Below are 25,579 nucleotides of genomic sequence, written 5' to 3' on the forward strand. Positions count from 1 at the left end.
ATGAGCCAACTTTCTACAGGCACCGATTACGCTGCGCTGGCTGCGCATTTCCGTCCACTCTTTGATCGTATTGCTGAAGGCGCGGTGGAGCGCGAACGCAGCCGCACCTTGCCCCATGAAGCAATAACCTGGTTAAAAGAGGCGGGCTTCGGTACGGTACGCATCCCGAAAGAGCAGGGCGGGTGGGGCGCATCGCTGCCACAGCTGTTCCAATTGCTCACCGAACTGGCGGAAGCGGATTCCAATCTGCCGCAGGCATTACGTGCGCACTTCGCATTTGTCGAAGACCGCCTGAACCAGCCCACTAGCGCTGAACGCGATCGCTGGTTCCGCCGCTTTATCGACGGCGAGCTGGTGGGCAGCGGCTGGACTGAAATTGGCGTGGTAAAACTCGGCGATGTGATTACTCGTGTCACGCCAGCCGCAAATGGCTGGACGCTCAGCGGTGAGAAGTTTTACAGCACGGGCACATTGTTCGCCGACTGGATTGATGTGTATGCACGACGCAACGACAATCAGGGCGATGTCATCGCTCTGGTAAGCACTCACCAACCTGGTGTAACGCGTGATGACGATTGGGATGGTTTTGGCCAACGTTTAACCGGCAGCGGCACCACACGCTTTGAAAATGCGCACGTCGAGCAGGAACACGTCTTCGATTTCGCCACGCGTTTCCGCTATCAAACAGCATTCTATCAACATGTGCTGTTGGCTACGTTGGCCGGTATTGGACGGGCGGTGGCACGTGACGGCGCGAAAGCGGTGGCTGCACGAAATCGTATTTATAGTCACAGCAATGGTTCGACTTCACGCGAGGATGTACAGGTACTCCAGGTGATCGGTGAGATCACCAGCCTGGCGTTTGCGGTCGAAGCCACAGTAATCCGTGCAGCACATTCACTGCAATCAGCCTATGAAGCCCATGTGAGCAGCGATGAAGCGAGACGGGTTGAGGTCAACGCATTAGCGGAAGCCGAAGCAGGGCAGGCACAAGTCATCGCCAGTGAACTGGTTCCGCGCGCCGCCACCGAGCTGTTTAACGCGCTTGGCGCGTCGGATACGCGTATCAGCAAAGCGCTGGACCGCCACTGGCGTAATGCGCGTACCGTCTCGTCACACAATCCTGTGATTTATAAAGCACGTGATATCGGCGGCTGGAAGGTTAACGGCACGTCGCCGACGGGGATTTGGCAAATTGGGCGCGGGGAAGGGTAAAACATTTCAAGCCGGGCGGCTTGAGTCGCCCACTTCTAATACAACGTTTTTAAACTCTCCTGAATCACATTCAGCGCCGTGGTGACATTGGAGTTCGGCCGCCGCGTGACAAACAAACCATATGTCACTTTTACCGGAGCCTGCGCCACATTCACCAGACGCATACTGTCATGACGAATGAGCTCCGCTGGCAGCATGGCCACACCCAATCCGCCTTCAACAGCGGGGATGATCGCGCCAAGGTTGGAGCTGGTTACCGCGATCCTAAACTCCTTGCCTGCTTCAATCAGCGCATCAAACATCAAGCGTCGCCATGAACAAGGTTCACCGCAAACAATAGCATCGACCGTCAGCGCGCTATCCCAGGGATAGTCAATTCCGCACACCCAATGCAGGTCGATCTCCCAACTGGTTAACGGGTCTTCGCTGAATCCGGCGGTCAAACCCAAGACCATATCAAACGCGCTCTCCTGCCAGCGTCTGGCGAGAATGTGATCGCTCTCAATGGAAAGCTCGATGTGCAGGCCCGGACACAATCTTCTCAGCCTGCCTAGTGCAAAGGGGAGCAAGCTCGATGCCACATCTTCGGACATCCCGATACGAAGCGTGCCGGCGGGCGTACTTTCACTCAGTTGCGCGACCGCCATTTCTCCCAACGCGAGAATTCGCACCGCAAAACTGAGCAGCACTTCTCCCTCTTTGGTGGGGACGACGCCACGTCCTGTACGACGCAGCAAACGCTGGCCCGTATGTTCTTCTAGTCGACGAATCTGTGCACTGAGTGCGGATTGGGCGCGTCCGGCCTGCTCGGCGGCGCGTGTCAGGCTGCGGTGATGACAAACGGCAACAAAAGTACGAAGCAGCGCGGGTTCAAAATTGTCCGATATCATGATGGGGTTATGTCTGATACATGTGAATGCAGCCTACCAACATATCATCAGCTTCGCTACGCTTTATCTACCGGTCATTATTCGTATTCAGCAGTGTGGAGAGCAGAGATGAAAGCAGTAACTTACCCACAGCCAGGTGGTCCAGAGGTTTTGCAACTGGTGGATGTCCCCGAACCTCTGATCACGCAGGATGAGCTTCTGGTGGCGGTGGAAGCCATCAGTGTTGAGGGCGGCGATATCATTTCTCGCAACAGCCAGCACTTACAAGCGGGTGAGTCTTTGGGCTATGCGGCAGCGGGCACCATTCTTGATGTGGGGGCAAAGGTAACGGGATTTAAGAGGGGGCAGAAAGTGGCCACGTTCAACTGGCGAGGTGCTTATGCAGAACGTCGCGCTGTCGCTGCATATAACTGTTTTCCTGTTCCAGAAGGTCTGGATGCGCGAATTGCTGCTGCCATTCCGGTTGGGCCAGGCACCGCGGCATGGGCATTTCATTTAGGAAAGCTGCAGCCAGGCCAAACCGTACTCATTCTCGGCGCGGCGGGTGGGGTGGGCATGGCTGCCGTCCAACTGGCATCCCGCATGGGTGTCCGGGTGATTGGAACCGGTACGCGGCCAGAATCACTGGAAAAGTTACGTGAGTTTGGCCTCAATGACGCGATTGTGGTCGGTGACAAGCAGGCTGGCGAACAGGTGCGTGAATTGCTGGGCGGCAATAAAGTGGATTTGCTGATCGATACCATCGGCGGTGAAGCATTGTCAGATGGCATTGAAGTATTAAAAGACGTCGGAGCGGCGATTCTGATCGGCATTCTCGCTGGACGTAATCAGATGGTCGATGCGGAATATCTGCTGCTGCACCGTATTACGTTGATCGGATGCTTGCTGGGTCCAGAATGGGGCGAAAAACAGATTGCCCGCGATTTGGTGAATGAACTGATGGTGATGGCGGCGAAAGGCGAGCTGATCGTGCCTATCGATAGTACTTTCCCGCTGGAACAGGTGGTTGAAGCTCATCAACGAGCAGAAACGCGTGGGCGTTTGGGCAGAGTGTTTATAACGGTTTAACAGTGTGCGGCCGCAAGGCCGCACACTATCTGATCACTGCTTATCCAGTGACCAGGTCGCGCTGCGCACATCCACTTTAACCGGCAGCAATCCAACGCGGGTAAACGTATCGGCTAACGCCTGCTGTTCATCAAATACCTGCGGTGTCATGCGCGTGGCACCATACGGCAGGCGCTTCAACGTGGTCTGCCAAATCGTTTTATCTAACCCGGTCGATTTCGACAATATCGCCGCGGCTTCATCCTGGTTGGCATTCGCCCAATCACTCAACTTACCCAGTTCCTCCACCACCTGTTTCGCGGTGTCAGGATGGCCTTCCGCAAACGGGCGGCTGGCAAGATAGAAGGTGTAATGCGGCACTAAACCTTCCGCATTACGGATTTCACGCGCGTCGGCATTGGCTTCCACTTCTGCAAGGTAGGGGTCCCAAATCACCCACGCATCAATCGCACCTTTCTGGAAGGCGGCGCGCGCATCTGCAGGTGGCAGGTAAACGGGTTTCACGTCCTTATAATTCAGTCCGGCATCTTCCAGCGCTTTCACCAGCAAATAATTTACGTCAGAACCCTTGTTCAATCCAACGCGCTTACCTTTCAAATCCGCCACACTTTTGATCGGCGAATCTTTAGGAACCACGATGGCTTCGGTTTTGGGGTTAGCAGGGGAGTGACCGAGGTAAATCAAATCAGCTTTGGCAGCCTGCGCGAAAGCCGGTGGGGCATCGCCGGTGGCGGCTAAATCGATGCTGCCCACATTTAACCCTTCCAGCATCTGCGGCCCGGCCGGAAACTCGACCCAGCGGACATTGATGCCTTCCTTCTTGAAGGTTTCATCCAGCGTGCCGCGATACTTCAGCAGCGCAAAGATATTGGCTTTCTGATAGCCGATGGTCACGGTTTCTGGTTTAGCGGCAAAGGCGTGCGCAGAGAGCAGGCCGAAGCTAAGCGCCAGGATGCTTAGCGCAGGAATTTTGGTTGGCATAATCACTCCTTGGTGGTTTTTTAAATCACCATAACAAAGCGCTTATATAACCAATAAATAACTAATTTCGATCGCTTATAACCGAATTTTTGTGATCAAGATCATTCACTGTAATCAGTATGTCATCTTGATTTGCATAGATGCCCAGATAATTAGCACGTTAATAATTTGTATAACAAATCAAAATGTCATATCGATAGGCTTCTGTCAGGATAGGCACCTACGTTGCCTGCTGTGGGTTTCTTTCGCTCTATGAAGTGGTTTTCACAAAGCGCAGTGCTGTTTTCTGCCAAAACTTGTCTTGCCGCCTTTCTGGCTTTTTACATTGCTCTGGAACTCAATCTCGATAAACCGGCCTGGTCACTGACTACAGTGTACGTTGCCTCCCAACTCTATTCGGGTTCGACCGTATCGAAATCGGTGTTTCGCTTTTTCGGCACCTTGCTGGGTGGGCTGTTTACGCTGCTGATCTATCCCACTACGGTAGAGTCACCGATGCTGTTCAGCCTGTGTATCTCGCTATGGGTTGCCGTGTGCCTTTACCTTTCATTGCATGATCGCACGCCGAAAAGCTATGTGTTTATGCTGGCGGGTTACAGCGCGGCGATCATGGGATTTCCCGATGTGACATCCCCTTCGGCCATCACCTACACGGTGATATCGCGTATTGAAGAGATCACCGTGGCGATTATCTGCAGCAGCCTGGTGCACCGCTTGATCATGCCGGTCTCGATGCGCAACTTGCTGGAACAGAGTGTCAGCCTGTGGTTCCAAAATGCCCGTAAGCTGTGCAGCGAGTTAGTTACGGTGATGCCAGCTGATAAATCGGTAGAACGAGAAGATATTCTGGTTCAGATGGCGAACTATCCTCTCAACGTCGAAACCCTGATTACACACTGTGTATATGAAGGCGATGCCGCGCGACGTCTGGTGCGGTTGGTCAGCGTGCAGTATCAACACCTCTCCTATTTGATCCCGACCCTAACGGCAATTGAATCACGTCTCAATTTGCTGGCGCAGCAGGAAATCCGCTTTCCAGACTATGTGTCTGAGGCGTTCCAGCAGTTTTTGTTATGGCTAAATGGCGATGATCAGGTTCAGGTGCACGATGTCCTCACTGTTGCACAGGCGCAGTTGAAACAGGCCTGGCAGGAAGGTCGACTCAACAGTGAAGAGAGTATTTTGTTGATTGGATTGCTGGAGCGCCAGCTTAACTTCGTGCGTATCGCCAATGCCTATCACAGCGTCAGCGAACGCGTGAGTGAGTGGACACCGACCGTCAAACCGGGAAAAACCGTGCGTGCGCATAAGCATGTCGATAAAGGTTTGCTGCTGCTCTCCTGCTTCACTGCGTTTCTTGCCACCTTCGCCACCTGCTTGTTCTGGATCGGCAGCGGCTGGAAAGATGGCTCGACTGCGCCGATGATGGCGGCGGTACTCTGCTCCTTCTTTGCCGGGCTGGATAGTCCTATCGCGCCAATGAAACTCTTCCTGAAGGGCGTATTGATCTCAATGGCGATCAGTCTGCTTTACGTCACCGTGTTGATACCACAAGCGGTAACGTTTGAAGCGATGATCATCTGCCTCGCGCCCGGTTTATTTGCGCTGGGACTGGTGATTGCCAACCCGGCAACCAATTTGATTGGCCTGATCGTCGCCACGCAGATTCCGGGTCTGATTGGCATGAGTCATCATTTCAAACCCGATCTTCTGCTTATAGTGAACGCAATGATTTCAACGCTGGTGGGTATTGTCATCGCCCTGGTGCTGACGTTGCTTATTCGCAACAAACGTCCATCGTGGACGGCGAAACGCGCGGTGCGTAAAGGGATCCGCGATTTGCTGCAGTTTATCGCTGCGCTGCGCCTCAACACGGTAACGATGACGGCGCGCCAGCAATTTGTGGCGCGCACGCTGGATAAGGTCAACATTATCCTGCCACGTAAACGCGTCGATCCCTCACCCGATCTGGTTTCCGGCGGCAATCTGATTGCCGAAGCCTGGCTTGGCGCCAACTGTTACGACTATTACACGCGGCATAAGGCGCTGCTGACCGAGAATGGCATTGAGAGTGCGGCGATGTTCCATGAGCTGAGTGTGTTCCTCAAACGCAAGCTGAAATCACTGCAGACACAGCCCCATCCGGCGTTGTTGCATGAACTTAATCGCCTGCTGTTGGGTTTAGAGGCGCGGACATTACAGGAACAGGCGTTGTTTACGCCGATGTTCCATCTGTTCAATATCCGCTTATCGCTGTTTCCCTCAGCACGCTGGCCGGAAAACGCGCCACTTGAGGTTGATCGCGCATAAGTGTGCCGCAAACCCTGTATTTGAGCTGGGGGCATGCACCAGACTGACAAATCCCGTACAGTGCTGGACAGGCTTGATAAAGGAAAATCGCAGATGAAAATGATCGGTTTGATCGGTGGGATGAGTTGGGAATCGACGGCGCTCTACTATCGCATCATCAATGAACAGGTGAAGCAGCAACTTGGCGGATTGCACTCGGCGCGTAGCCTGATGTACAGCGTCGACTTTCAGGAAATTGAGAAGCTGCAAGTGGCGGGAGAATGGCAGCGGGCCGGCGAGATTCTGGCAGAAGCCGCGCGCAGTCTGGAAAAGGGCGGGGCGGACTTTATTGTGCTCTGCACTAACACCATGCACAAAGTCGCTGACCAGATTATCGGTGCCGTGGATATCCCGCTGCTCCATATCGCCGATGCGACTGCTCAGCGCATTCAATCCGCTGGCGTGAAGCGCGTGGGCTTACTGGCAACGGCATTTACCATGGAGCAGGAATTCTACAAAGGCCGCCTGGCGCAGTCTGGCATTGATGTGCTGGTACCGGATGCGTCGGGCCGGAAGACGGTGCATGACATCATCTATCAGGAGTTGTGCCTTGGCATTATTCGTGAGTCGTCGCGAGCGCGTTATCGTGAGGTGATTGCTGAGCTGGTGGCGCAGGGCGCCGAAGCGATCATTTTGGGTTGCACCGAAATTACCCTGCTGGTGAAGCCCGAAGATGCCAGCGTGCCGCTGTTTGATACCACGTTAATTCATGCCGAGGATGCGGTGAAACTGGCTCTGGCAACAAAATAATTATCCTGCTAATTATTTTTTGTGTTATCATCTGTTCATTGAAGGCACAACGTCTGACTCCACATGGTCGTACAGGGATGTGCCAGAACGGGCTGCCAATACGTTGGCAGCCTTTTTTGTGGTCAGAATGCTGTTTCCAGTGAATCTGTGACGCAATAATCGTCGTCCACCAGTGGCAGATAGCGCCATTTATCAAAAGCGGTGCAGGGATGAGAGATACCGCATCCTACCCAATCACCCGGCTGCAACGTTTCATCATCGGGCAGCAGCAGATACGCATGTTGATCGTTGACGTCACTGATACGCAGATGGGTTGCTGCGCGCGGTTCACTGCCATCTGCGTTGCGGATCCACAATGGATTGGGCAGATCCTGGTCGAACGGCACATCACGCCGGCCAAAATCGACAAAAGCCAATCCTGGCTCAGGACGAGACAACACCCGCCCCCAAATCTCCAGCGCTGCATCGAAGTGATGGCTCGAACCCGGTTGCGCGAAGGGTGCAATGCGCGCATACAAGCCGCTGTCATGCGCCATATAGGCACCGGACCGAATCAAGGGTGTCATCGGCAGCGGTAATGTCGCGGCAGTAAAACACTCGGTCACCACGTCAAACCAGGCGCCACCGCCAGCGCTGAGGATGATGTGATCGCTGCTGAAGAGTTGCTGATCTGCCAGCAGTGCGGCGGTGCTGATCATCATCTGACAATATGCTCTCACGCGTTGAATACCGGCTTCATCACGACCCGCACCCAGCGCGCCTTCATAACCGGCCACGCCCACCAGATGCAGTGAAGTACTGGCTTTCATCGCTTCGGCAATTTTTAGCGCTTCCTGCTGCGAACGGCAGCCGGTGCGGCCGCCACTCACCGACATTTCCAGCAGCACGGAAATCTGTGCATCACCGAGATGCTGCTCCAGCAATTTTACGCCCTGCAGTGAATCCACATAGCAGAGGAAACCGTGGTCGGGATGCTGCTGCTGCCATTGACCAATCCAGCGAATGCCCGCCGGATCGACCAACTCATTGGCGAGAAACACATTGCGGATGCCAAACTGACGCAGCGCGCGGACCTGTGCCGGCGTGGCAGCACCCAATCCCCACGCGCCACCCTCTGTGATAGCGCGGCGCAAGATCGCGGGCGACATAGAGGTTTTTCCATGTGCTGCCAGCATGATGCCGTTTTCCTGGCAAAACGTGGCGAGCTGGTGGAGGTTGTTCTGCAGCGCTGATTGCTTCATCACCATCAACGGGGAGAACACTTCATCAGTAGTAAACACATTGCTGCCAGGCGTTAATGGCTGATGACCTGCACCCGCCACCGATTTAAAACGGGGTGCAGGTTGTTGGGCATCCAGCAACCCGTCGGCCTTCAGTGGAAAATGAATCGACATAGTGACTCCTGTTAATGCTCAAGCACGCGCGATAAGAATTGCTGAGTGCGCGGGTTTTGAGGATGCACGAAGATCTGCTCAGGTGAACCCTGTTCGGCGATAACGCCCTGATCCATAAACACCACGCGATCTGCCGTTTTACGAGCAAAGCCCATTTCGTGCGTCACCACCACCATGGTCATGCCTTCACGCGCCAGGCTGCGCATCACTTCCATCACCTCGCCAACCAGCTCTGGGTCTAGTGCGGAGGTGGCTTCATCGAAGAACATAATTTTCGGTTCCACCGCTAACGCGCGCGCAATGGCGACGCGCTGCTGCTGACCACCGGAAAGCTGTGCCGGATAGTGATGCGCGCGCTCCGCCAGCCCAACACGAGTCAGTGCCGCCATGCCGCGTTTGTTCGCTTCCGCTTCAGACAGTTTTTGCGCTTTAATCAGCGCCAGCGTGACGTTACCCAGCGCGGTTTTGTGTGGGAACAGGTTGAACTGCTGGAACACCATGCCGACATGGCCACAAATTTCGCTGCTGCGCTTGCGGTCGTGCAATGGCACTTTGTTGACCCATATTTCGCCGCCATCAGCGGTTTCTAAGCCGCTCATGATGCGCAGCACGGTGCTTTTTCCTGAACCGGACGCACCAATCAACACCAGCACTTCGCCGGGTGAAACATCCAGACTGATCTCTTTCAGCACCTGAGTGGAGCCAAAGGATTTAGTAATGCGGCTCAGCGTAATCGCGGATTGGCTCATGATATCTGGCTCCTGGTTTGATGATGTTGAACCCAACGAGAAAGCGGGAAGCAAATGGCGAAGTAGAGCAGGGCAACCAGGCCGTAAATCACCACCGGTTGGCCGATGCGATCGACAATCGCCTGGCCCTGATGCATCAGTTCGGACATGCCGATCATGCTGACGATCGAGGTGTCTTTAATCAGCGAAAGATACTGACCGGCCAGCGGCGGCAACACGATGCCACGGGTTTGGGGCAATACCACGCTCATGAAGGTTTGACGTTTGGAAAGCCCGAGAATCCACGACACTTCCCACTGTCCTTTCGGTACCGCTTCAATTCCGGCGCGGAACACTTCGGCGATATAGGCACCTTGATAGATGCTCAAACCGAGGATCCCGGCGGCAAACAGGTTGATCTCATAACCGAAGTAGGCCACGCCGAAGTAGATGAACATCAGCGTGATCAGCACCGGCGTACCGCGAAACAGCTCGGTATAGAGTACGGCGATCTGTTTGGCGACCGGCAATCGGCTGGTGCGCAACACTGCCGCCAGTAAGCCCAGCAACGTGCTGCCGATAATGGCGGCGATGGACAGCAACAGCGTGATACCCAGTCCTTTCAGCAGGATGGGGAAAGAGCTGATGATAAGCTCGCTCATAGCGCATTCTCCTGTTTCACTGGATTAGTCAGCCATTTTTTTGCCCACCACCAGGCGGACTTTTTTACCGGGGTCACCAGCGGCGGGTGGAACATGCGCCGTCCTGCTACCGTGCCCAGCCAGGAGAACAGATTGCTCAGCACCAGATAGACCAGCGCGACCACGCTAAAGGTCTGGACATACAGCAGAGTGCGGGCGTTGATCACCGTGGCGGTGCCGGTCAGTTCTGGCAGGGCAATCGCAGAAAGCAGCGAAGTGCCGAGCAGCAGCTGAATCAGGTTGTTGATGATTGCCGGCCATACGGCGCGTGCCGCCTGCGGCAGCACCACGCTGAGAAAGATTTGCCGACGTGGGATGCCGAGAATATAAGCGGCTTCGAGCTGACCTTTTGGCACCGATTGAATCCCGGCACGAAAGGTTTCAGACAAGTAAGCGCCAACGTTAATGCCCAGCGCCAGCACACCGGCGGTAAAGGCGCTCATGGTGATGCCCAGCGAGGGCAGGCCAAAGAAGATGATAAAAATTTGCAGCAGCACCGGCGTGTTGCGAATAAATTCGACGTAGCAGTGACTGATCCAGCGCAGGGGAGCAACAGGCGATGATTTCGCTAATGCCGACAATAAACCCAATGCCACCGCCAGCACGAAGGCCAGCAATGTCACCTGTAGTGTCAGCCATGCGGCCTCAAGAAAGGTGTCGGCATAGCGCCAGAGGGTTAGCCATTGATAACTCATGGTTTGACTCCTTCGAACGGCGCGGCATCAACTGCCGCGCCGTACATCAATCAATATTGCGGATTCAGTGGGTAACGTGGCTTGCTACCGAACCATTTCTGATAAAGCTGGGCGTTTTCACCCGATGCATTAATCTCAAACAGGAATTCATTCAGATAGTTGGTCCACACCTGATCACCCTGTTTCACACCAAAGGCGTTATATTCCAGCGGAACCAGCGCCTCGTTGGTGACGGTCAGCGTGGGGTCCAGCTTGGCCTGGTAAGCCAGGAAGTTGTTATCTTCGATCATCGCATCGGCCTGACCCTGCTTCACGGCGAGGATCGCGGCTTGCGATGAATCGTATTCCTGAATTTTCACATCAATACCGAGGTTGCGGACTTCATCCCCATTGGTTGAACCCTTCACCGTGGCGATGGTTTTGCCCGCCATATCATGGGCTGATTGAATGCCGCTGTTCTTGCGCACCAGCATTGCCTCACTGGCGACCACATACGGGTTGGTGAAGCCGATCTCTTTGGCACGTTCCAGATTGCGTGTGAAGTTACAGAACACGACATCGACTTTATTGGTTTGCAGGTTAGGAATACGGTTGGCGCTGGTGGTATTCACCATCTCCAGTTTCACGCCCATCTCCTTGGCCAGTGCTTTTGCCAAATCAACGTCATAACCATCCGGGTTGCCATCTTTGTCATAAAAACCAAAGGGGGCAAAGCTCAGGCAGTCACCGACACGCAGCGTGCCGCGTTGCAACACGTTCTGCAGGGCCGATTGCGGTGCCGCGCCAGCCTCTTTTTTTTCTTCGGTGGGTGTGCAGCCAGCTAAAACCAGTAACGCCAGCGCAGCCGCGCCGAATTTAAGCGATGTTGTGTTCATTTTATGCTCTCTATAAAATGGTTATGAGTCGGCGTAACACCGATATTTCACAGCAAAATGAAAAGCATCAATTAATAACAGGCTGTCCTGGTGTGGGCGAAGAAAATAAAAATTCGTCAGCCTGTTTTAACCGTAATAATTATTTACGATCGGCGCGGAAGCATTTCATATCCACTTCCACTTTGCAGTCGACCACTAAATCCTGCACGCTGCAAATACGCGCCGGTGGATTTCCACTGAATATCTCACTGAATACTTTATTAAAGGAACTGAAGTAGCGTGCGTCGGTCAGCACGGCTGTGACGTGTACCACATCTTCCACGCGATAACCTGCCTCGCGCATGATGGTCAGGCAGTTATCGAATGCTAACCGGGTCTGTTCAATGATACCGCCTTCCATTACCTCACCGTCGCGCATCGGCGTCTGGCCTGAGATGTACAGCCAGCCATCAGCTTCTACCGCACGGGCAAAAGGCAATTTTTGCCCGCCGGTGCCTGTTCCGCCTTCAATGCCATAACGTTTTATCGTCATGCAAATTGCCTCATTTCTGGAGTTGTTAGTCTGTCCGGTATATCAGACTTGAATCTGCAATACCGGATAGGGCAAGATTTGCACAGTGGATTTGCTTTTGCAATATGTGATCGGTTATTTAATTTTTTGTGATGTAGTCGGGATCGCAAAATAAATATCCTGGAGAGTGTTCGTTTAATAATAATGTGACCTTTGTCGAACATTTCAAATGTCAGCAAAAAACGATTGTGCCAAAATGAGGCCCCAAAATAGATCGCCATAATATAACGTCAGTGATTAATTTTTATTTTTACGGGGATGGGTAATTGTTGCGTTGGGGTGTATGATGCTTTTCTTTTTTCATGTATTCCAATCGCACCAATGCAACAGGGGAGTGAGCGTATGCCGGATGAAAAACCGTCACGGGCGCGCGGTGTTGACCGGGTTATTGATATTTTCCGTCAGTTGCATATTGCCCGTCAGCCGATGGCGATGCGCGATTTGATCGATGCCACCGGCGCACCCCGATCCAGCGTTTATGAGTTGGTCAGCCTGCTCAGTGAAGCCGGGCTGGTGGAATTAGACGCAGATGGTGCGGTGTTTTTTGGTCGCGAAATGCACTATTACGGTGCAGACTACATGGCGCACAATGACCTCATCCGTCGTGCCCATCAGTTGATGGTGGAGATTGTGGCGCGCCACGGTGAAACCGTGCAGCTTTGCATGTTGGAAGGCAATAAATACACGGTGGTGCTGTCCGAGAGCAGCAACGCGCACCCCTTCAAAATCACCTCAGATATCGGCGTACGCGTGCCCATCACCTGGACCGCGACTGGCCGCTTGCTGCTCAGCAACTGGTCTGACAGCGCGATCCTCGATTTGATTCCAGAAGAAGATTACCGTCTCGCCAGCGGGCAGATTCTTGATAAGCAGGCGTTTCTCGATGAAATCCATCATGCCGGTAAGCTGGGCTATTGCATGACGGAAGGTCTCTCCGAAAGCTTTACCTGCTGTATGGCGGCACCGATTCGTTCCCGCAGCGGCCAGGCGGTGGCGGCGATCTGCTTTATGGTGAGCCGTGATACGTCGCAAGAGCGTCGGCAGATGCTGTTGCAGGAGTTGATTACCTCCGGGCAGAAGCTGTCAGATTTTACTTAATACCTATCCAGGTGCGCATCAATGCGCACCCTACGCAAACCCATCCCATCCTTTTTGACTCAATCCGTTACAACCCATTGTCCTGATGTTTATTTTTCGGTACTTAAGGTTGTGTTAAGGTAATTGATAATAATAACTATTCTTTTTACCACGGAGTTTTAGGATGAAAACGCGCCTGCTACTGGCAATGGGGTTACTGGCTTCCACGGCTGCTTCGGCTACCACTTATCCGTTAACCGTCACCGATATGGACGGTCACACGCAAACCATCAATAAAGAACCACAACACATCATCCTGCAGGATGGCCGCGATATTTTGACGCTGGCGTTGCTGGATCGTGATGACCCGTTCAAGCGCGTGGTGGCGTGGAATAACCTGCCGAAAAAACAGGACACCCAAACCTGGGATCTGCTGAAAGGCAAATGGCCGGAAGCGACCAAAATTGTTGATATGGGCTTCAGCGATCAGGGACAGGTCAATTTAGAAAGCGTGCTGGCGCAAAAGCCCGACATGATGATTGCCCAGCTGCGTGCAAAACCGGCATTGGAACAATCAGGTGTGTTGAATACGCTGAATAATCTGCATATTCCCGTGGTGTTTGTGGATTATGAACTGCACCCGGCACAAAACACCGCACCGAGCGTGACGCTGCTGGGTAAAGTGTTGAACCGCGAAAGCGAAGCAAAAGACTATACCGACTTCTACCAGCAAAAGTTTGATCGCATCATCAAAGGCGTCGCCGAGGTGAAGAATAAACCGACCGTGTTCATTGAACCGATTGCCGGTAACAGTGATAACTGCTGCTTTACCCACAGCCATAACGGTTGGGGCGGATTGGTCGAAGCCGTTGGTGGCAAGAATATTGGTTCGGAATTGCTGCCGGGCAATGCCGGGTTCGTTGCGCTGGAAAAAATCATCGCTATGAAGCCTGATGTTTACATCATGTCTGGCTCTAAACGTCCGAACACGAATGTGCTGCCATTTGGTTACGGCGTGCAGCCAAAAGAGATCAACGCCACGTTCCAGACCCTGCTTCAGCGTACGGGTTTGGCACAAATTGAACCGGTGAAAAAGGGGCGTGTGTATGGCGTGTACCATCATTTCTACAACCACCCGTACAACATCATCGGCATGGAAATTCTGGCAAAGGATCTCTATCCACAGCAGTTTGCCGATCTGAAACCCACCGCAGATTTCCATACTATTGTGAAAACATTCACAAAATTGCCAGATGAACCGATTGATCTGAGCTACCCCAACAATCAGTAATGTGATTGAGCGGGCCGACAAAGGCCCGCTTTTTTATGCCTTCTCAACAATCTTTCTCTGACATCATGACAAGTACAATTGTTATGTTATAACATATCAATTATAACGTTGGGTGTGGCATGTCACCGCACCTGCACTGGCCATGTTGAAGGAGTCGCAATGTCATCACTATCCCCGAATTTTAGAAAGCTGCCGGTTACTGTCCTGTCCGGCTTTCTCGGCGCAGGTAAAACCACGCTGCTTAACCATATTCTTAACAACCGCGAAGGTCGCCGCGTCGCCGTCATCGTGAACGATATGTCGGAAGTGAATATCGACGCCGCCTTAGTCCGAGAGGGTGGGGCTGAGCTTTCTCGTACCGATGAGAAACTGGTGGAGATGAGTAACGGCTGCATCTGCTGCACGCTGCGTGAAGATTTGCTGCTGGAGGTCGATCGCCTCGCAAAAGATGGCCGTTTCGATAACCTTGTGATCGAATCCACCGGGATTTCCGAACCGCTTCCGGTGGCGGAGACCTTTACCTTTGCCGATGAAGACGGTCAGAGCCTGTCAGAAGTCGCTGCGCTCGACACCATGGTGACCGTCGTGGACGGCTTTAATTTCCTGCGCGATTACGAATCCAACGAAAGCATTAAATCCCGCGGTGAATCGCTGGGTGAAGAAGATGAACGTACGGTAGTCGATTTGCTGGTGGATCAGATTGAGTTCTGTGACGTGCTGATTTTGAACAAAACTGACCTGATTGATGAAGCGGAAAAAGCCCGCTTGCTGGCGATACTGCACTCCCTCAATCCGCGCGCGCGCGTGGTAACCTCTGAGTTTGGCAAGGTCGCGCTGAATGAAGTACTGAATACCGGTTTGTTTGATTTTGATGCGGCCTCACAAGCGCCAGGTTGGTTACAGGAACTACGTGGTTCACATACGCCGGAAACCGAAGAGTACGGCATTCGCAACTTCGTGTTTCGCGCACGTCGTCCTTTTCATCCCACCCGCTTCGCCAGCGTCATCGAAGGCGATCTCAAAGGCGTAGTCCGGTCTAAAGGCTTCTTCTGGCTCGCCAGTCGTCCCCATTATGCTGGTTCCTGGTCACAGGCCGGTGGCGTGACGCGTCAGGGCTTAGCGGGCATGTGGTGGGCCAGTGCGCCAAAAGAACGCTGGCCGGAAGATCCCGAAACGCTGGAATACATCATGCAGAACTGGGTAGAAGGCACCGGCGATGCGCGTCAGGAAATCGTGTTTATCGGGATTGAAATGGATGAAGCCCGTCTGCGCAACCAACTGGAAAATGCGCTGCTGACTGATGAAGAGATGACTCAGGGGCCGGAAAACTGGGCCGGGTTTCCGGATCCGTTTGATCCCTGGTTTCACTGATCACAGACGCACGCCAGGCACGGTGCAATGAACTGAGCGACTGGCAACACCTTTCTGATTGAGTGAAGCGCAGTCAATCGCGCGGCTCCCCAACTGCCACTCTGGCAGTGCATGGCTTAACGGAACGGCATGACGCCATGGATGGCAAACCCAGGCCGCAACGGGCGGCAGCAAGAGGTCACAATGCAAAAAGTCCCCCTCACCATTCTCAACGGTTTTCTGGGTGCAGGCAAAACGACGCTATTAAAAAGCTTATTGATTCAGGCGCATAAACAGCAACGCGCCGTCTGCGTCATTGTCAATGATATGAGCGAACTGGACGTTGATGGCGTGCTGATTGCCAACACTGAAATCGTCAACGCCAGTAAACATAATTTCATCACGCTCTCAGCCGACAGCATCAGCAGCCGAACGGGTATCGAAAAACTCGATGCCGCACTTGCGTCGATGCTCAACGCACATCGTCCGGATCTGATTCTGCTGGAAACCTCTGGCAGCAGTCATCCATTGCCGCTGGTGCGTTATTTCCGCGACCATGGCAGGGTGCAACTCAATGGATTCCTATCGCTGGTCGACAGCGTGATGCTGAATGACGATTACCAGCAGGGCGAGGCGCTGATTCCTCGTTTACAGGCCAATCTGACCCGCCATGAGCGGCGTATCGAGAATCTACTGGCAGAACAAATCATGTTTTGCAGCCATTTGCTGCTCACCAAAAATGATCGGCTGCCTGCTTCCAGCATTTCCCGCATTGCTCAGGCGATTCATCCTTTGAATCCTTATGTGGCAGTGATGGCGGTGCCATGGGGAAATTTGTCACTGAGCGAATTACTGGCGATGCCACCATACGATTTCCAACGTGTGGCGGGGCTGATTGACGAACTGGCAGAGGAGGTGGATGCCATTGATACCACAGCGTGGCAAATGGTCTCAGAAGTGATTCATGACGATCGGCCGTTTCATCCGCAGCGATTGTGGGATACCTGTCACCACTTTATGGGCGCGGGCATCTATCGCAGTAAAGGCTTTTTCTGGTTACCGACGCGCGATGATTTAGCGCTGTTATGGAATCAGGCCACGGGCAGCATCAATCTGGAATTTATCAGTTACTGGAAAGCAGGCATTCTGAATCATCGTGATAGTCCGCTAACGGCAGAGGAGCGCGCGGCGGTTGAACAGGCGGTAGCCAAAATGCCGGGGCGATTTGGCGATCGACGATGCAGTTTAACGGTGATCGGTGAACCGGATGAAGTGAAAGCCTTCACCGTCGCCCTGAAACGCTGCTTTCTCAATGAAGAGGAGATTGCATGGTGGCAAAGTGGCGGTGAATTTGCCGATCCCTGGCCGCAGCGCGTGGCGCGCGTATCCGCCTGAGTTAGCCTGCCAGCGCACGCATTTGCGTACAAAACGGACACTGGCAGCCGGATACGGGCTTTAACAGCGCCGCATGCACTTCTGCCGTCGCAAGAGGCTGCGTCAAATCGACGTTAGCCACTGCGGTATCCGGTTTTTGCGCCAGTTTTAACGTATCAATCTTTGCCTGAAAGGCACCTGCTTTTGCCGATGCTATGGCAATCAGCAGCAGAGGAACAGTGGTCTTCATCGCAGCAACCTCAATGAATGATTTGAAATGTGACGATATAACATTAACACAAGGCTGTTAAGGATTTTCAACATGACCAAACCCACAGCAGGAGAGCAGCAAAACCTTCTCAGTATGCCGCCGGAAGAGTATATGAATGCTCACCAAAGTGATTTCTTTTTGCGCTTATTGCGACACGAGCGTCAGGAACTGCTCGAACATATCGACTACCTGAAAACGCAGCTGCAACGCAGTGAACAGCAGGGGGATGAAGCGGACAAAGCGATACGCGAAGAAGAACTGCGCTTGTTGTTTCGCCAGATCGATCGTGAAAGTCGGCTGCTACCCAAAATTGATGCGGCAGTGCAGCGCATCCATCAGGGCGAATACGGCTACTGCCGTGAAACGGGCGATCCCATTGGCCTGGCTCGTCTGCTGCTACGCCCCACCGCAGAACTCTCCATTGATGCCAAGATCAAGCAGGAACGGGTTGAAGCGCAGTATCGGAAATAAAAAATCACCCAGAGCGCAGGCTCTGGGTGCTGATTACTGTGAACGTCCCACCCACATGGACACTTCCACACCATCATTAAAAGGCAAGGACATATAGCCGTTTCCGCTGTGCACGCGCGCCAGATATTCCGGACTGAAATCTGCGTCATCGGCGACGATCAGTGCCCCAGGGCGCAGATAAGGCTCAACCAACGCCAAAATCTCTGGGTAAATCGCTTTCGCACCATCCAGCACCAACATATCGACCGATGCTGGCATCGCTTCGCTTAAAGTCAGCAGTGCATCGCCAACGCGTACCTCAATCAAATCACTCACGCCCGCATCCGCAAAATGATTACGCGCTAAGGCAACCTTGCCCGGTTCGAATTCACTGGTAATGATTTGACCGCCACCGTTATCGCGCACCGCCGCGGCCAGATGCAGCGTCGAAATGCCGAATGACGTCCCGAACTCTACAATAGATTGTGCTCTGCTGCTGCGCGCCAGCATATACAGCAGTTTGCCGGTCTCACGTGATACCGCCAGCGGTACATTTTTCAGGTGGCCATAAAGTTCCAGATAATCGGTTTTACTCTGCATCAGGCGATTTTGTTCTTCATCAGACATGGCGTGAAAAGCTTCGTTGGTCGGATGCGCCATGTTGTCGGCCAGTTCAAAAAGATAGTTAAGCAGTGGCGCTAAAGGCGCAGACGTTAAAGTATTCATGATGTTTCCCCGTGGATTAAACTGTGCGATCAGAATACGATGAATCCTTCGCATTTCACTATTCGTGTTCAGGAGTATCAGATGGCTGAACGTCGTAACACTAAGATTTCAGAGAGAAAAAGGCCGCAACAAGCGCGATCCAGTGAGCTGGTTTCGGCGATTTTGCAAGCCGCTACTCAGGTTTTGGAACAGGAAGGCGCCACGCGATTTACCACGGCACGCGTGGCAGAGCGTGCCGGTGTGAGTATTGGATCGCTGTATCAATACTTTCCCAATAAAGCGGCTATTCTTTTCCGCTTACAAAGCGAGGAATGGCAGCGAACCGGCGATCTCTTAGGATCGATCCTGCGCGATCGGGCTGTGCCACCGCGTGAACGTCTGCATCAGCTCACACGGGCGTTTTTACACTCCGAATGTGAAGAAGCCGCCATGCGCACCGCACTCAACGATGCGGCACCCTTGTATCGTGATGCCCCGGAAGTGGCGGCCGCGCGAGCGGCGGGGGAAAATGTGGTAAGTGATTTCCTGTATGAGTTATTGCCCCAGATGGAAGAGAAAGAACGTCTGCGCGCTGCGGATCTGATCAACAGCACACTGGGTAACGTGGGCAAGCATTTTTCCGAAACACCGCGCTCTGAGGTGGAAATTCAGGACTACGCACAGGATATGGCTGAGATGTTCTGTGTCTGGATCAGGGAAAAAGGGGCGAATTTGCAGTAAAAGATGGCACTGGAAATCTCTGAAAGCGGTTAACAATCTCATTATTACCATTCTCATTAATCCACACCGCGAGTAAGCTCTATGAAAACCTTTTCACAGCTGGAAGGAATGCTGGTTAACCGATACGGGAGAGCAAGATGGCAGTAAAAATGATTGCGGTGGATATGGATGGGACTTTTCTCGATGACAACAAACAGTACAACGCTCAACGTTTTGCGCGTCAGTACGCCTTGTTGAAAGAGAAAGGCGTTCGTTTTGTGGTCGCCAGTGGCAATCAATATTATCAGTTGCAACGCTACTTCCCGGACATTAAAGATGAAATCGCCTTTGTCGCCGAGAACGGTGCCTGGGTGTCAGACAGCAATGAAGAGATCTTTTGCGGTGAACTCGCGCCGGAACGTGTCCATCAAATTTTGGATATTCTGGCGAAAGAGCCGGATATCAGCACCGTGGTGTGCGGTCGCAATGGCGCTTATGTGCACACCTCGATGCCGGAAGAAGTGATTGCGATGCTGGCGAATCACTATCATCGCCTGGAAAAACGCGACAACCTCTACGATATCGATGACACCATCTTTAAGTTTTCGTTGAATCTGGCCCACGAAGGGGTGGATGCCCTGATGGATCGTCTGCACAAAGAACTGGGCGCGATTGAAAACATTATGCATCCGGTCTCCAGCGGCTTTGGTTTTGTCGACCTCATCATTCCCGGCTGCCACAAAGCACACGGCATCGCGCTGCTGCAGGAAAAATGGGGCATCGACGATTGCGAAGTACTGGCGATTGGCGATAGCGCCAACGACCTCGAAATGCTGCGTCAGGCGTGTTACAGCTTTTCGATGGCGAATGCAGCCGCACCTGTGGCCGCCGTTGCGCGTTATAAAACCGATAGCAACAACGACGAAGGTGCGCTAAACGTGATTGCACGCTTGCTGGCACGCGAAGAGCCGTTTGGTTAATTCCTCGCGGCAGAGTCTATCGAGCAAGAGCTAAACTTTCAGCTGGGCGATCGATTCTGCCGCGACGTTTAACAATTTGGGTATTTGCATTCATTTGCCTACCCGTTTGCATTTTACTTGACCATCGCCAACAAAATGCGGCCAGGTTGACAGGCAGCTGTGAGCGATCAGCGGACATTGAAATGTATTTAGTGACATGTGATTTTTATTGCCATTACTTAACTGGCGGGAGAAGTATCCTCGCCTTAGAAATCAGTTTTTCCACTTCCTCCATAGGAATGTTTTCTTCGTAGCAGGTCAAAAAGAATTCCTGAGTAACGTCAGAATAGAAAACGTCCGCAACCAGCCTTGAAGAGGATTTATCACTGACAGATAACTCTAGATACATGCCATCACGAAGCACATCGCTTCCACGCGTCAGTTCAAACTTAATCTTAGACATATGCGAACTCCTGCTTATTAATGACAGGGAATGTTATAATTTATTGATTTATAAAAAGCTTTTCTAGGGTGTATGAGGAGGGCATTATGAACAATTCAGTTTGAAAGACAAAGCCCTTATATGGGTAATCCTTAAATTGTCATAACGCGACAACATCTATTACTGGTGACCTGCTCCCCATTCTTCAACATAGATCGTTATTAGCTACTTCCGCTTCTGGCACACAGCAGACGGTCACGCAATGCCATGTATCCCCCTCAACATCGACATCAATTCAAGCTTCACGCCTCGCTAACCTTTTTTCCATCCTCTTTATCAGCGGTGGCAAGAGTAATGCGCTGCCGACCACCAGTACCCAGAATATGATCGGTAGTGGCGCGGCTATCTCAAAAGTCATGGCCGAAACAAAAAAGGCGAGGGTGGTACTCAATGACATCAGCGCCGTTTGCAGGGACAGGAAACCAGCCCGACTGGCCTCATTTGGAAATCTCGCGGTCACACAAGACACCACCACCAATCGTCCGTAAGCTCCACCCAGAAACAGCCCCATGAAAAGTACGCTGGCATGCAAACCTGTCACGGGAAGCAGCATGCTGACCAGTAATATCAGTGTTGAGACAACGGCTAAGGTGTAGCTGGAATATTGGGCCAATAGTTTTCCGGTGAGTTTTGTTGCCATCATCCCTGCGATGCCACCGATGAAGAACAGCATTGGCAGCGAGGCGCTCACAGCCTGCATGTGTTGGGTCAATAAAGGCACCAAAGCAGGAATGATGAGCATAGGGGTAAATTGTGCGATGGCGTTCCCGCTGGCGAAAAACAACCATTCTGGCGTCAGCGCTATCGATGATTTAGGGGATGTTTTGCGCGGAGCATCAGGAATAAACCCGGCAATAAGAAGCAAACCTATCAGACACAGCAAGCCAATGAGTCTCGGTGCGCTATACCAGCCGAAATGTGTGCTCAAAAACAGCATGGTCGGCATCCCTGCAATGCTGACCACAGAGAAAGCGGCAATGACGGTGGCAATCATCCGTGCTCGTAAGGACTCTGGCGCGAGGCTGATTAATAAACTCATCCCTACGCCCATGGTTGTTCCCCCCACTAACCCCGCCATAAATCGTAGAACCAGCAGCAGGGTATAATCGCTCGTGAAGGTGATCAGCACCGTCAGAGCGCCTAAAAGCGCCATATTCCACAGTAAAAATCGTTTGGCGTTAACGCGGTCAATCCATTTCCAAATACATAACCCGGATAGCACTGAACCCAGGGTGTAAGTCCCCGTGACATATCCTGCATAAGTGACAGGCACCGAAAATTGAGATGCCATGTAGGCAAACAGCGGATTAAACATCATGTATTCGAGGGCATTCGTGAATTGAACAAAAGCGATAATCACAGCGATGCGGATCACAGCGAATGAACCTGATTGCGGGGTGAGGACAGGCATAGTTTGCTCCATTAAGTGACAGGAGGCCTAGTCTATTGTCCGTGCATCATTATGATTAGATAGATAAAGTGAGATGAATAATTATCATAAATGGGATAATAGATGCGCAGTAAAATCGATTTAAATGTCTTACGTGTCTTCGTCACCGTTGCAGAAAAAGGCAGTTTTATCGGTGGGGCGCGGGCCCTTAATATGCCTGCATCGAATGTGAGTCGCCAAATTTCCCAACTGTAAGAACGGTTGGGGATGCGACTATTACAGCGAAGTACGCGTCACATGAAGCTTACCGACGCAGGGCAGATGTTTTTTGACAGCATGCGCCCCTTGTTGGACTTGGTGAATGAGACGGAGGCCAGGCTAAGCCACGCGAAAACTGAACCGGAAGGATTGCTACGCGTGTGTTTACCGAGTGGCGTTGGGCCGGTGGTGTTTGGCAATCTTCTGGCTGACTTTGTACTGCGGTATCCCAGGATAGAACTCCACTGTATGACCAACCTTCAGGGGGCTGATGCTCTGTGGGAAGACTGCGATGTTGTGATTGATATCAGTCGCGGCGCTCGTGCCAGCAGTGATGTCATTGCTCAACAGCTGGTCTTATTGCCCTGCCAGATTGTTGCGGCGCCGACTCTGCTTCAAAGGTTCCCAAGACCTACGCACACAGAGCAATTGCTGGCTCTGCCCTGTATCACTACCGTTAGCGCTCTTCAGGGACAGGCATGGCAATTTCTCACGACGGGAAAAGGGTTTCGACATATCAATGTGACGAGCCCGTTTCGTGTCGACAGCGGTGAGATGGCACTGCAAGCAGCACTGAAAGGCGTCGGGTTTGCCATCCTTTCAGCGCAGGCTTGTGAACCTTATATTCGTGACGGGCGGCTGGAAGTGATTGAACTTGAGCTCGTTCCTGCCCCTCTTGAGATCGCACTGCTCTATCAGGAGCGTAGTTTTCTTCCCGCGCGAAGCCGTGCGTTTATTGATTTCCTACAAGAGGCAGTGCGAAATCATCGGGAAAAATAACCCGCCTCGCGCATATCCTGCAGTAATCCCGGCCCGGTGGGTTGCCAGTTAAACGTCTGGCGCGTCCATTCACTGGATGCAGGGTTATCCACGGAGGCAAAGAACGCCATCCAGCCCAGCCACTCTTTGGCTTCTTCCAGCGTCAGGCTTTTTACCGGCAGGGATAAACCGGTGCCGATGGTTTCGGCGATCTGACGAAACGCAATGCCTTCCTCCTGAATCGCATGCAGAATCGTGCCGGCTTCGGCGTGCTCAGCGGCGAGGCAGAACAGCTCGGCGGCATCATCACGATGTACTGCTGGCCAGCGATTGCTGCCGTCACCGATATACACCGCAGCCCCTTTCTCTCGCGCCATATTGATGATCATTGGCACAAAACCATGATCGCCAGCTCCGTGGACGGTCGGTGGTAAGCGCACCAGCGACACGCGTACGCCTTTATCAGCCAGGGCGAGCGCGGCAATGTTGGAGTCGGAACGAGGATGACCGCCGGAAACCGGTTTGGTTTGCTCTACAGCAAGACGTCCCGGTGACACCAGTGCCGTGCCGGTGGTGACCACCAACGGACGGTTTGATCCGGCAAGGACTTCGCCCATTGCCAGAATCGCCTGCTGATCGATAGCCGCCGCGTGATCCATCCGGCTGAAATCGTGGATGTAGCCCGCGTGAATCACGCCATCGCTCTGCTCAACGGCGCTGCGCAGGCTGGCAATATCTTCCAGATCCCCACGAATCACCTGCACACTTTGCTGATGCAGTTTCTCAGCAGAGGCATCACTACGCGCCAGTCCAAGCACATCCACGCCGCGTGCCTGCAGTTTTTTCACAATGGCCGAACCGATAAAGCCGCTTGCGCCGGTCACAAAAAGTCGCATATTCGTACTCCTATTTCTGGCTGTTGAAGCACTATGATAAAAGTCTCCGGCGCGGCGAACAGTCGTGAGCTTATACAGGTATATGCACTAACAGGATAACGCCATGACCCTACAAGACGACAATCTGCTCGGGAACTATCTGCGTGAACGCCGCCAACGGCTGGATGCGAGTAAACTCGGCTATCCGTTGCTGCGCCGTCGTACACCCGGCTTACGCCGTGAAGAGGTGGCAGTGCGTGCCTGTGTCAGCACCACCTGGTACACCTGGCTGGAGCAGGGCAGAGGCGGTGCGCCTTCTGAAGAGGTGCTGGAGCGATTATCCAAAGCGTTAGAATTGAGTGCTGCCGAGCGCGATCACCTGTTTTTACTGGCGCAAAACCGTTTGCCGGGCGTCACCTGGCAGGCGGGCGTGGATGTGTCGCCCTCTTTGCAGCGAGTGCTCGATAGCATGACGCAAACCCCGGCGCTGGTGAAAACCGCAGAGTGGCAGGTCGTCGCCTGGAATCATGCGGCGACCAAAGTGTTTGTTGATTACGCGCAGCTGCCGCCGGAACAGCGCAACATCCTGTTGATGATGTTCAGTCATGAGGAGATGAAAAAGCGCCTGCCGGACTGGCATCAGGTCACGCGTAACATGGTCGCGAATTTCCGTGCCGACGTGGCGCGCACCGGTGCCAGTGAGCATGTGCGCGCGCTGGTAGAAGAACTCAGTGAGATGAGTGAAACCTTCCGCCAGCTATGGCAATCGCAAGAAGTCAGCCAACACGGGGAAGGTATCAAACAGTTGTGGCTACCGGACGAAGGTGTGCTGGAACTCGAATACAGCACGTTTGCGGTCGAAGGCAAGCCTGGCTTGAGTCTGGTGGTGTTTAATCCGCGCTTGTCGAGGGATCGAGAGACGGTGGCGCGTCTGATGGCACGTCCGTAGCCTTGCGCAAATTGTCTTCCATCGCATCGAGCGCCGCCTGATTTTCCAGCCCCCACTGATACATCTGTTCAATCGGCGCTGCGAAGGTTAATCCTAACGGCGTTAAGCGATAATCCACTTTCGGTGGAATCACATCGTACACATGGCGGGCGATCAGCCCTCGCTGCTCCAGCTCTTTCAGGGTCTGAAACAGCATCTTTTTTGAAATCCCCTGCAAGCTGCGCTGCAACTCACCGGTGCGCGCACGCTTTTCCGGCCAGTGATAAAGCGCGTGCAGCACCATACTGCTCCACTTCAGCGAGAACAGATCCATCAAGCGACGCGGAGGAGAATCCGCATAAAAAAACAGCTTACCGTCAACCCAGGCTGGCATCAGTGTCACTCCTTTATGGTCACCAAAAGGTAACTACTATCATTTCTGCACCACGTTGA

General features: G+C 53.0%; 29 protein-coding genes. 14 read left to right on the forward strand and 15 right to left on the reverse strand.

Annotated elements, in window-relative coordinates:
- Positions 1–1,215: an acyl-CoA dehydrogenase family protein gene (locus VI01_RS13060; RefSeq protein WP_045815493.1), complete on the forward strand. Its 1,215-nt coding sequence runs from the start codon at positions 1–3 to the stop codon at positions 1,213–1,215.
- Positions 1,216–1,250: 35 nt separating this feature from the next.
- Here the strand turns inward: VI01_RS13060 and VI01_RS13065 are convergent, their stop codons facing one another.
- A complete protein-coding gene (locus VI01_RS13065; protein ID WP_045815494.1) occupies positions 1,251–2,105 on the reverse strand; it encodes a LysR family transcriptional regulator in 855 nt (284 codons plus the stop codon).
- 108 nt (positions 2,106–2,213) lie between these two features.
- Here VI01_RS13065 and VI01_RS13070 point away from each other — a divergent pair, with 108 nt between their 5' ends.
- Positions 2,214–3,173 carry a zinc-binding alcohol dehydrogenase family protein gene (locus tag VI01_RS13070; RefSeq protein WP_045815495.1) on the forward strand — a complete coding sequence of 320 codons (960 nt, stop codon included), beginning with the start codon at positions 2,214–2,216 and terminating at the stop codon, positions 3,171–3,173.
- Positions 3,174–3,206: 33 nt separating this feature from the next.
- Here VI01_RS13070 and VI01_RS13075 read toward each other — a convergent pair whose 3' ends face one another.
- On the reverse strand, positions 3,207–4,154 hold the full coding sequence (locus VI01_RS13075) for a sulfonate ABC transporter substrate-binding protein (RefSeq protein ID WP_045815496.1): 948 nt from the start codon (positions 4,152–4,154) through the stop codon (positions 3,207–3,209).
- A 252-nt stretch (positions 4,155–4,406) separates the two neighbouring features.
- On the opposite strand from VI01_RS13075, the gene VI01_RS13080 reads away from it, so the two are divergent.
- Positions 4,407–6,464 carry an FUSC family protein gene (locus VI01_RS13080; RefSeq protein ID WP_045815521.1) on the forward strand — a complete coding sequence of 686 codons (2,058 nt, stop codon included), beginning with the start codon at positions 4,407–4,409 and terminating at the stop codon, positions 6,462–6,464.
- Positions 6,465–6,557: 93 nt separating this feature from the next.
- Entirely contained in the window at positions 6,558–7,253 is a 696-nt protein-coding gene (locus tag VI01_RS13085) for an aspartate/glutamate racemase family protein (RefSeq protein ID WP_045815497.1), read from the forward strand.
- A gap of 122 nt (positions 7,254–7,375) precedes the next feature.
- Here the strand turns inward: VI01_RS13085 and VI01_RS13090 are convergent, their stop codons facing one another.
- The 6 genes from VI01_RS13090 to VI01_RS13115 form a co-directional block, all read right to left on the reverse strand.
- Complete coding sequence (locus VI01_RS13090) at positions 7,376–8,647, reverse strand: alanine racemase (RefSeq protein ID WP_045815498.1); 1,272 nt, start codon at positions 8,645–8,647, stop codon at positions 7,376–7,378.
- Between the two features lie 11 nt (positions 8,648–8,658).
- Positions 8,659–9,396, reverse strand: a complete 738-nt coding sequence (locus VI01_RS13095; RefSeq protein ID WP_045815499.1) for an amino acid ABC transporter ATP-binding protein — start codon at positions 9,394–9,396, stop codon at positions 8,659–8,661.
- The gene (locus VI01_RS13100) at positions 9,393–10,037 is read right to left on the reverse strand and encodes an amino acid ABC transporter permease (RefSeq protein ID WP_045815500.1); all 645 of its coding nucleotides are present in this window, start codon (positions 10,035–10,037) and stop codon (positions 9,393–9,395) included. The genes VI01_RS13095 and VI01_RS13100 overlap by 4 nt, the downstream gene beginning before the upstream one ends.
- Complete coding sequence (locus tag VI01_RS13105) at positions 10,034–10,771, reverse strand: amino acid ABC transporter permease (protein WP_045815501.1); 738 nt, start codon at positions 10,769–10,771, stop codon at positions 10,034–10,036. Before VI01_RS13105 ends, VI01_RS13100 begins: the two co-directional genes overlap by 4 nt.
- Before the next feature lie 50 nt (positions 10,772–10,821).
- Complete coding sequence (locus tag VI01_RS13110; protein WP_034822375.1) at positions 10,822–11,646, reverse strand: transporter substrate-binding domain-containing protein; 825 nt, start codon at positions 11,644–11,646, stop codon at positions 10,822–10,824.
- 139 nt (positions 11,647–11,785) lie between these two features.
- Positions 11,786–12,178 (reverse strand): RidA family protein, encoded by a 393-nt coding sequence (locus VI01_RS13115; protein WP_045815502.1) that lies wholly within the window; start codon positions 12,176–12,178, stop codon positions 11,786–11,788.
- A gap of 381 nt (positions 12,179–12,559) precedes the next feature.
- Here VI01_RS13115 and VI01_RS13120 point away from each other — a divergent pair, with 381 nt between their 5' ends.
- The 3 genes from VI01_RS13120 (at position 12,560) to zigA (ending at position 15,956) form a co-directional block, all read left to right on the forward strand.
- Positions 12,560–13,315, forward strand: a complete 756-nt coding sequence (locus VI01_RS13120) for an IclR family transcriptional regulator (protein WP_034822379.1) — start codon at positions 12,560–12,562, stop codon at positions 13,313–13,315.
- A gap of 163 nt (positions 13,316–13,478) precedes the next feature.
- The gene (locus VI01_RS13125; RefSeq protein WP_045815503.1) at positions 13,479–14,585 is read left to right on the forward strand and encodes an ABC transporter substrate-binding protein; all 1,107 of its coding nucleotides are present in this window, start codon (positions 13,479–13,481) and stop codon (positions 14,583–14,585) included.
- Between the two features lie 159 nt (positions 14,586–14,744).
- On the forward strand, positions 14,745–15,956 hold the full coding sequence (gene zigA, locus VI01_RS13130; protein WP_045815504.1) for a zinc metallochaperone GTPase ZigA: 1,212 nt from the start codon (positions 14,745–14,747) through the stop codon (positions 15,954–15,956).
- On the opposite strand, the gene VI01_RS25390 is transcribed toward zigA, so the two are convergent.
- On the reverse strand, positions 15,957–16,145 hold the full coding sequence (locus tag VI01_RS25390; RefSeq protein ID WP_156149359.1) for a hypothetical protein: 189 nt from the start codon (positions 16,143–16,145) through the stop codon (positions 15,957–15,959).
- Here VI01_RS25390 and VI01_RS13135 point away from each other — a divergent pair.
- Positions 16,140–17,330, forward strand: coding sequence for a GTP-binding protein (locus tag VI01_RS13135; RefSeq protein WP_045815522.1), 1,191 nt, complete (start codon positions 16,140–16,142; stop codon positions 17,328–17,330). The genes VI01_RS25390 and VI01_RS13135 overlap by 6 nt on opposite strands.
- A gap of 1 nt (position 17,331) precedes the next feature.
- Here VI01_RS13135 and VI01_RS13140 read toward each other — a convergent pair whose 3' ends face one another.
- Positions 17,332–17,559 carry a hypothetical protein gene (locus VI01_RS13140; protein WP_034822387.1) on the reverse strand — a complete coding sequence of 76 codons (228 nt, stop codon included), beginning with the start codon at positions 17,557–17,559 and terminating at the stop codon, positions 17,332–17,334.
- Between the two features lie 72 nt (positions 17,560–17,631).
- On the opposite strand from VI01_RS13140, the gene dksA reads away from it, so the two are divergent.
- A complete protein-coding gene (dksA, locus tag VI01_RS13145; RefSeq protein WP_045815505.1) occupies positions 17,632–18,051 on the forward strand; it encodes an RNA polymerase-binding protein DksA in 420 nt (139 codons plus the stop codon).
- A 33-nt stretch (positions 18,052–18,084) separates the two neighbouring features.
- Here the strand turns inward: dksA and VI01_RS13150 are convergent, their stop codons facing one another.
- Entirely contained in the window at positions 18,085–18,756 is a 672-nt protein-coding gene (locus VI01_RS13150) for an O-methyltransferase (RefSeq protein WP_045815506.1), read from the reverse strand.
- 81 nt (positions 18,757–18,837) lie between these two features.
- On the opposite strand from VI01_RS13150, the gene VI01_RS13155 reads away from it, so the two are divergent.
- Both VI01_RS13155 and VI01_RS13160 read left to right on the forward strand, forming a co-directional pair.
- Positions 18,838–19,476, forward strand: coding sequence for a TetR family transcriptional regulator (locus tag VI01_RS13155; RefSeq protein WP_045815507.1), 639 nt, complete (start codon positions 18,838–18,840; stop codon positions 19,474–19,476).
- A gap of 137 nt (positions 19,477–19,613) precedes the next feature.
- Positions 19,614–20,435, forward strand: coding sequence for a Cof-type HAD-IIB family hydrolase (locus tag VI01_RS13160; protein ID WP_045815508.1), 822 nt, complete (start codon positions 19,614–19,616; stop codon positions 20,433–20,435).
- Positions 20,436–20,649: 214 nt separating this feature from the next.
- On the opposite strand, the gene VI01_RS13165 is transcribed toward VI01_RS13160, so the two are convergent.
- Positions 20,650–20,877, reverse strand: coding sequence for a hypothetical protein (locus VI01_RS13165; RefSeq protein ID WP_045815509.1), 228 nt, complete (start codon positions 20,875–20,877; stop codon positions 20,650–20,652).
- 274 nt (positions 20,878–21,151) lie between these two features.
- Positions 21,152–22,327 (reverse strand): MFS transporter, encoded by a 1,176-nt coding sequence (locus VI01_RS13170; protein WP_045815510.1) that lies wholly within the window; start codon positions 22,325–22,327, stop codon positions 21,152–21,154.
- Positions 22,328–22,429: 102 nt separating this feature from the next.
- Between VI01_RS13170 and VI01_RS25940 the strand changes: the two genes are divergently transcribed.
- Together VI01_RS25940 and VI01_RS13175 are read left to right on the forward strand one after the other, a co-directional pair.
- Positions 22,430–22,561, forward strand: coding sequence for a LysR family transcriptional regulator (locus VI01_RS25940; RefSeq protein WP_369801875.1), 132 nt, complete (start codon positions 22,430–22,432; stop codon positions 22,559–22,561).
- A 42-nt stretch (positions 22,562–22,603) separates the two neighbouring features.
- Positions 22,604–23,344: a substrate binding domain-containing protein gene (locus tag VI01_RS13175; RefSeq protein ID WP_369801876.1), complete on the forward strand. Its 741-nt coding sequence runs from the start codon at positions 22,604–22,606 to the stop codon at positions 23,342–23,344.
- On the opposite strand, the gene VI01_RS13180 is transcribed toward VI01_RS13175, so the two are convergent.
- Positions 23,329–24,219, reverse strand: coding sequence for an SDR family oxidoreductase (locus VI01_RS13180; protein WP_045815511.1), 891 nt, complete (start codon positions 24,217–24,219; stop codon positions 23,329–23,331). The two genes, VI01_RS13175 and VI01_RS13180, sit on opposite strands and share 16 nt — an antisense overlap.
- Before the next feature lie 103 nt (positions 24,220–24,322).
- On the opposite strand from VI01_RS13180, the gene VI01_RS13185 reads away from it, so the two are divergent.
- Entirely contained in the window at positions 24,323–25,147 is an 825-nt protein-coding gene (locus VI01_RS13185) for a helix-turn-helix transcriptional regulator (RefSeq protein WP_045815512.1), read from the forward strand.
- Here the strand turns inward: VI01_RS13185 and VI01_RS13190 are convergent.
- On the reverse strand, positions 25,089–25,520 hold the full coding sequence (locus tag VI01_RS13190) for a helix-turn-helix domain-containing protein (protein ID WP_045815513.1): 432 nt from the start codon (positions 25,518–25,520) through the stop codon (positions 25,089–25,091). The genes VI01_RS13185 and VI01_RS13190 overlap by 59 nt on opposite strands.
- Positions 25,521–25,579: the final 59 nt, after the last annotated feature.

Source organism: Pantoea sp. SM3 (assembly GCF_000963995.1).
GTDB classification, from domain to species: Bacteria; Pseudomonadota; Gammaproteobacteria; order Enterobacterales; family Enterobacteriaceae; genus Pantoea; species Pantoea rwandensis_B.

Excerpts from the sequence above, each read along its gene's own strand:
- VI01_RS13060 (WP_045815493.1), top strand. The coding sequence starts at position 1 with ATGAGCCAACTTTCTACAGGCACCGATTACGCTGCGCTGGCTGCGCAT.
- VI01_RS13065 (WP_045815494.1), bottom strand. The coding sequence starts at position 2,105 with ATGATATCGGACAATTTTGAACCCGCGCTGCTTCGTACTTTTGTTGCC.
- VI01_RS13070 (WP_045815495.1), top strand. The coding sequence starts at position 2,214 with ATGAAAGCAGTAACTTACCCACAGCCAGGTGGTCCAGAGGTTTTGCAA.
- VI01_RS13075 (WP_045815496.1), bottom strand. The coding sequence starts at position 4,154 with ATGCCAACCAAAATTCCTGCGCTAAGCATCCTGGCGCTTAGCTTCGGC.
- VI01_RS13080 (WP_045815521.1), top strand. The coding sequence starts at position 4,407 with ATGAAGTGGTTTTCACAAAGCGCAGTGCTGTTTTCTGCCAAAACTTGT.
- VI01_RS13085 (WP_045815497.1), top strand. The coding sequence starts at position 6,558 with ATGAAAATGATCGGTTTGATCGGTGGGATGAGTTGGGAATCGACGGCG.
- VI01_RS13090 (WP_045815498.1), bottom strand. The coding sequence starts at position 8,647 with ATGTCGATTCATTTTCCACTGAAGGCCGACGGGTTGCTGGATGCCCAA.
- VI01_RS13095 (WP_045815499.1), bottom strand. The coding sequence starts at position 9,396 with ATGAGCCAATCCGCGATTACGCTGAGCCGCATTACTAAATCCTTTGGC.
- VI01_RS13100 (WP_045815500.1), bottom strand. The coding sequence starts at position 10,037 with ATGAGCGAGCTTATCATCAGCTCTTTCCCCATCCTGCTGAAAGGACTG.
- VI01_RS13105 (WP_045815501.1), bottom strand. The coding sequence starts at position 10,771 with ATGAGTTATCAATGGCTAACCCTCTGGCGCTATGCCGACACCTTTCTT.
- VI01_RS13110 (WP_034822375.1), bottom strand. The coding sequence starts at position 11,646 with ATGAACACAACATCGCTTAAATTCGGCGCGGCTGCGCTGGCGTTACTG.
- VI01_RS13115 (WP_045815502.1), bottom strand. The coding sequence starts at position 12,178 with ATGACGATAAAACGTTATGGCATTGAAGGCGGAACAGGCACCGGCGGG.
- VI01_RS13120 (WP_034822379.1), top strand. The coding sequence starts at position 12,560 with ATGCCGGATGAAAAACCGTCACGGGCGCGCGGTGTTGACCGGGTTATT.
- VI01_RS13125 (WP_045815503.1), top strand. The coding sequence starts at position 13,479 with ATGAAAACGCGCCTGCTACTGGCAATGGGGTTACTGGCTTCCACGGCT.
- zigA (WP_045815504.1), top strand. The coding sequence starts at position 14,745 with ATGTCATCACTATCCCCGAATTTTAGAAAGCTGCCGGTTACTGTCCTG.
- VI01_RS13135 (WP_045815522.1), top strand. The coding sequence starts at position 16,140 with ATGCAAAAAGTCCCCCTCACCATTCTCAACGGTTTTCTGGGTGCAGGC.
- VI01_RS13140 (WP_034822387.1), bottom strand. The coding sequence starts at position 17,559 with ATGAAGACCACTGTTCCTCTGCTGCTGATTGCCATAGCATCGGCAAAA.
- dksA (WP_045815505.1), top strand. The coding sequence starts at position 17,632 with ATGACCAAACCCACAGCAGGAGAGCAGCAAAACCTTCTCAGTATGCCG.
- VI01_RS13150 (WP_045815506.1), bottom strand. The coding sequence starts at position 18,756 with ATGAATACTTTAACGTCTGCGCCTTTAGCGCCACTGCTTAACTATCTT.
- VI01_RS13155 (WP_045815507.1), top strand. The coding sequence starts at position 18,838 with ATGGCTGAACGTCGTAACACTAAGATTTCAGAGAGAAAAAGGCCGCAA.
- VI01_RS13160 (WP_045815508.1), top strand. The coding sequence starts at position 19,614 with ATGGCAGTAAAAATGATTGCGGTGGATATGGATGGGACTTTTCTCGAT.
- VI01_RS13165 (WP_045815509.1), bottom strand. The coding sequence starts at position 20,877 with ATGTCTAAGATTAAGTTTGAACTGACGCGTGGAAGCGATGTGCTTCGT.
- VI01_RS13170 (WP_045815510.1), bottom strand. The coding sequence starts at position 22,327 with ATGCCTGTCCTCACCCCGCAATCAGGTTCATTCGCTGTGATCCGCATC.
- VI01_RS25940 (WP_369801875.1), top strand. The coding sequence starts at position 22,430 with ATGCGCAGTAAAATCGATTTAAATGTCTTACGTGTCTTCGTCACCGTT.
- VI01_RS13175 (WP_369801876.1), top strand. The coding sequence starts at position 22,604 with ATGAAGCTTACCGACGCAGGGCAGATGTTTTTTGACAGCATGCGCCCC.
- VI01_RS13180 (WP_045815511.1), bottom strand. The coding sequence starts at position 24,219 with ATGCGACTTTTTGTGACCGGCGCAAGCGGCTTTATCGGTTCGGCCATT.
- VI01_RS13185 (WP_045815512.1), top strand. The coding sequence starts at position 24,323 with ATGACCCTACAAGACGACAATCTGCTCGGGAACTATCTGCGTGAACGC.
- VI01_RS13190 (WP_045815513.1), bottom strand. The coding sequence starts at position 25,520 with ATGCCAGCCTGGGTTGACGGTAAGCTGTTTTTTTATGCGGATTCTCCT.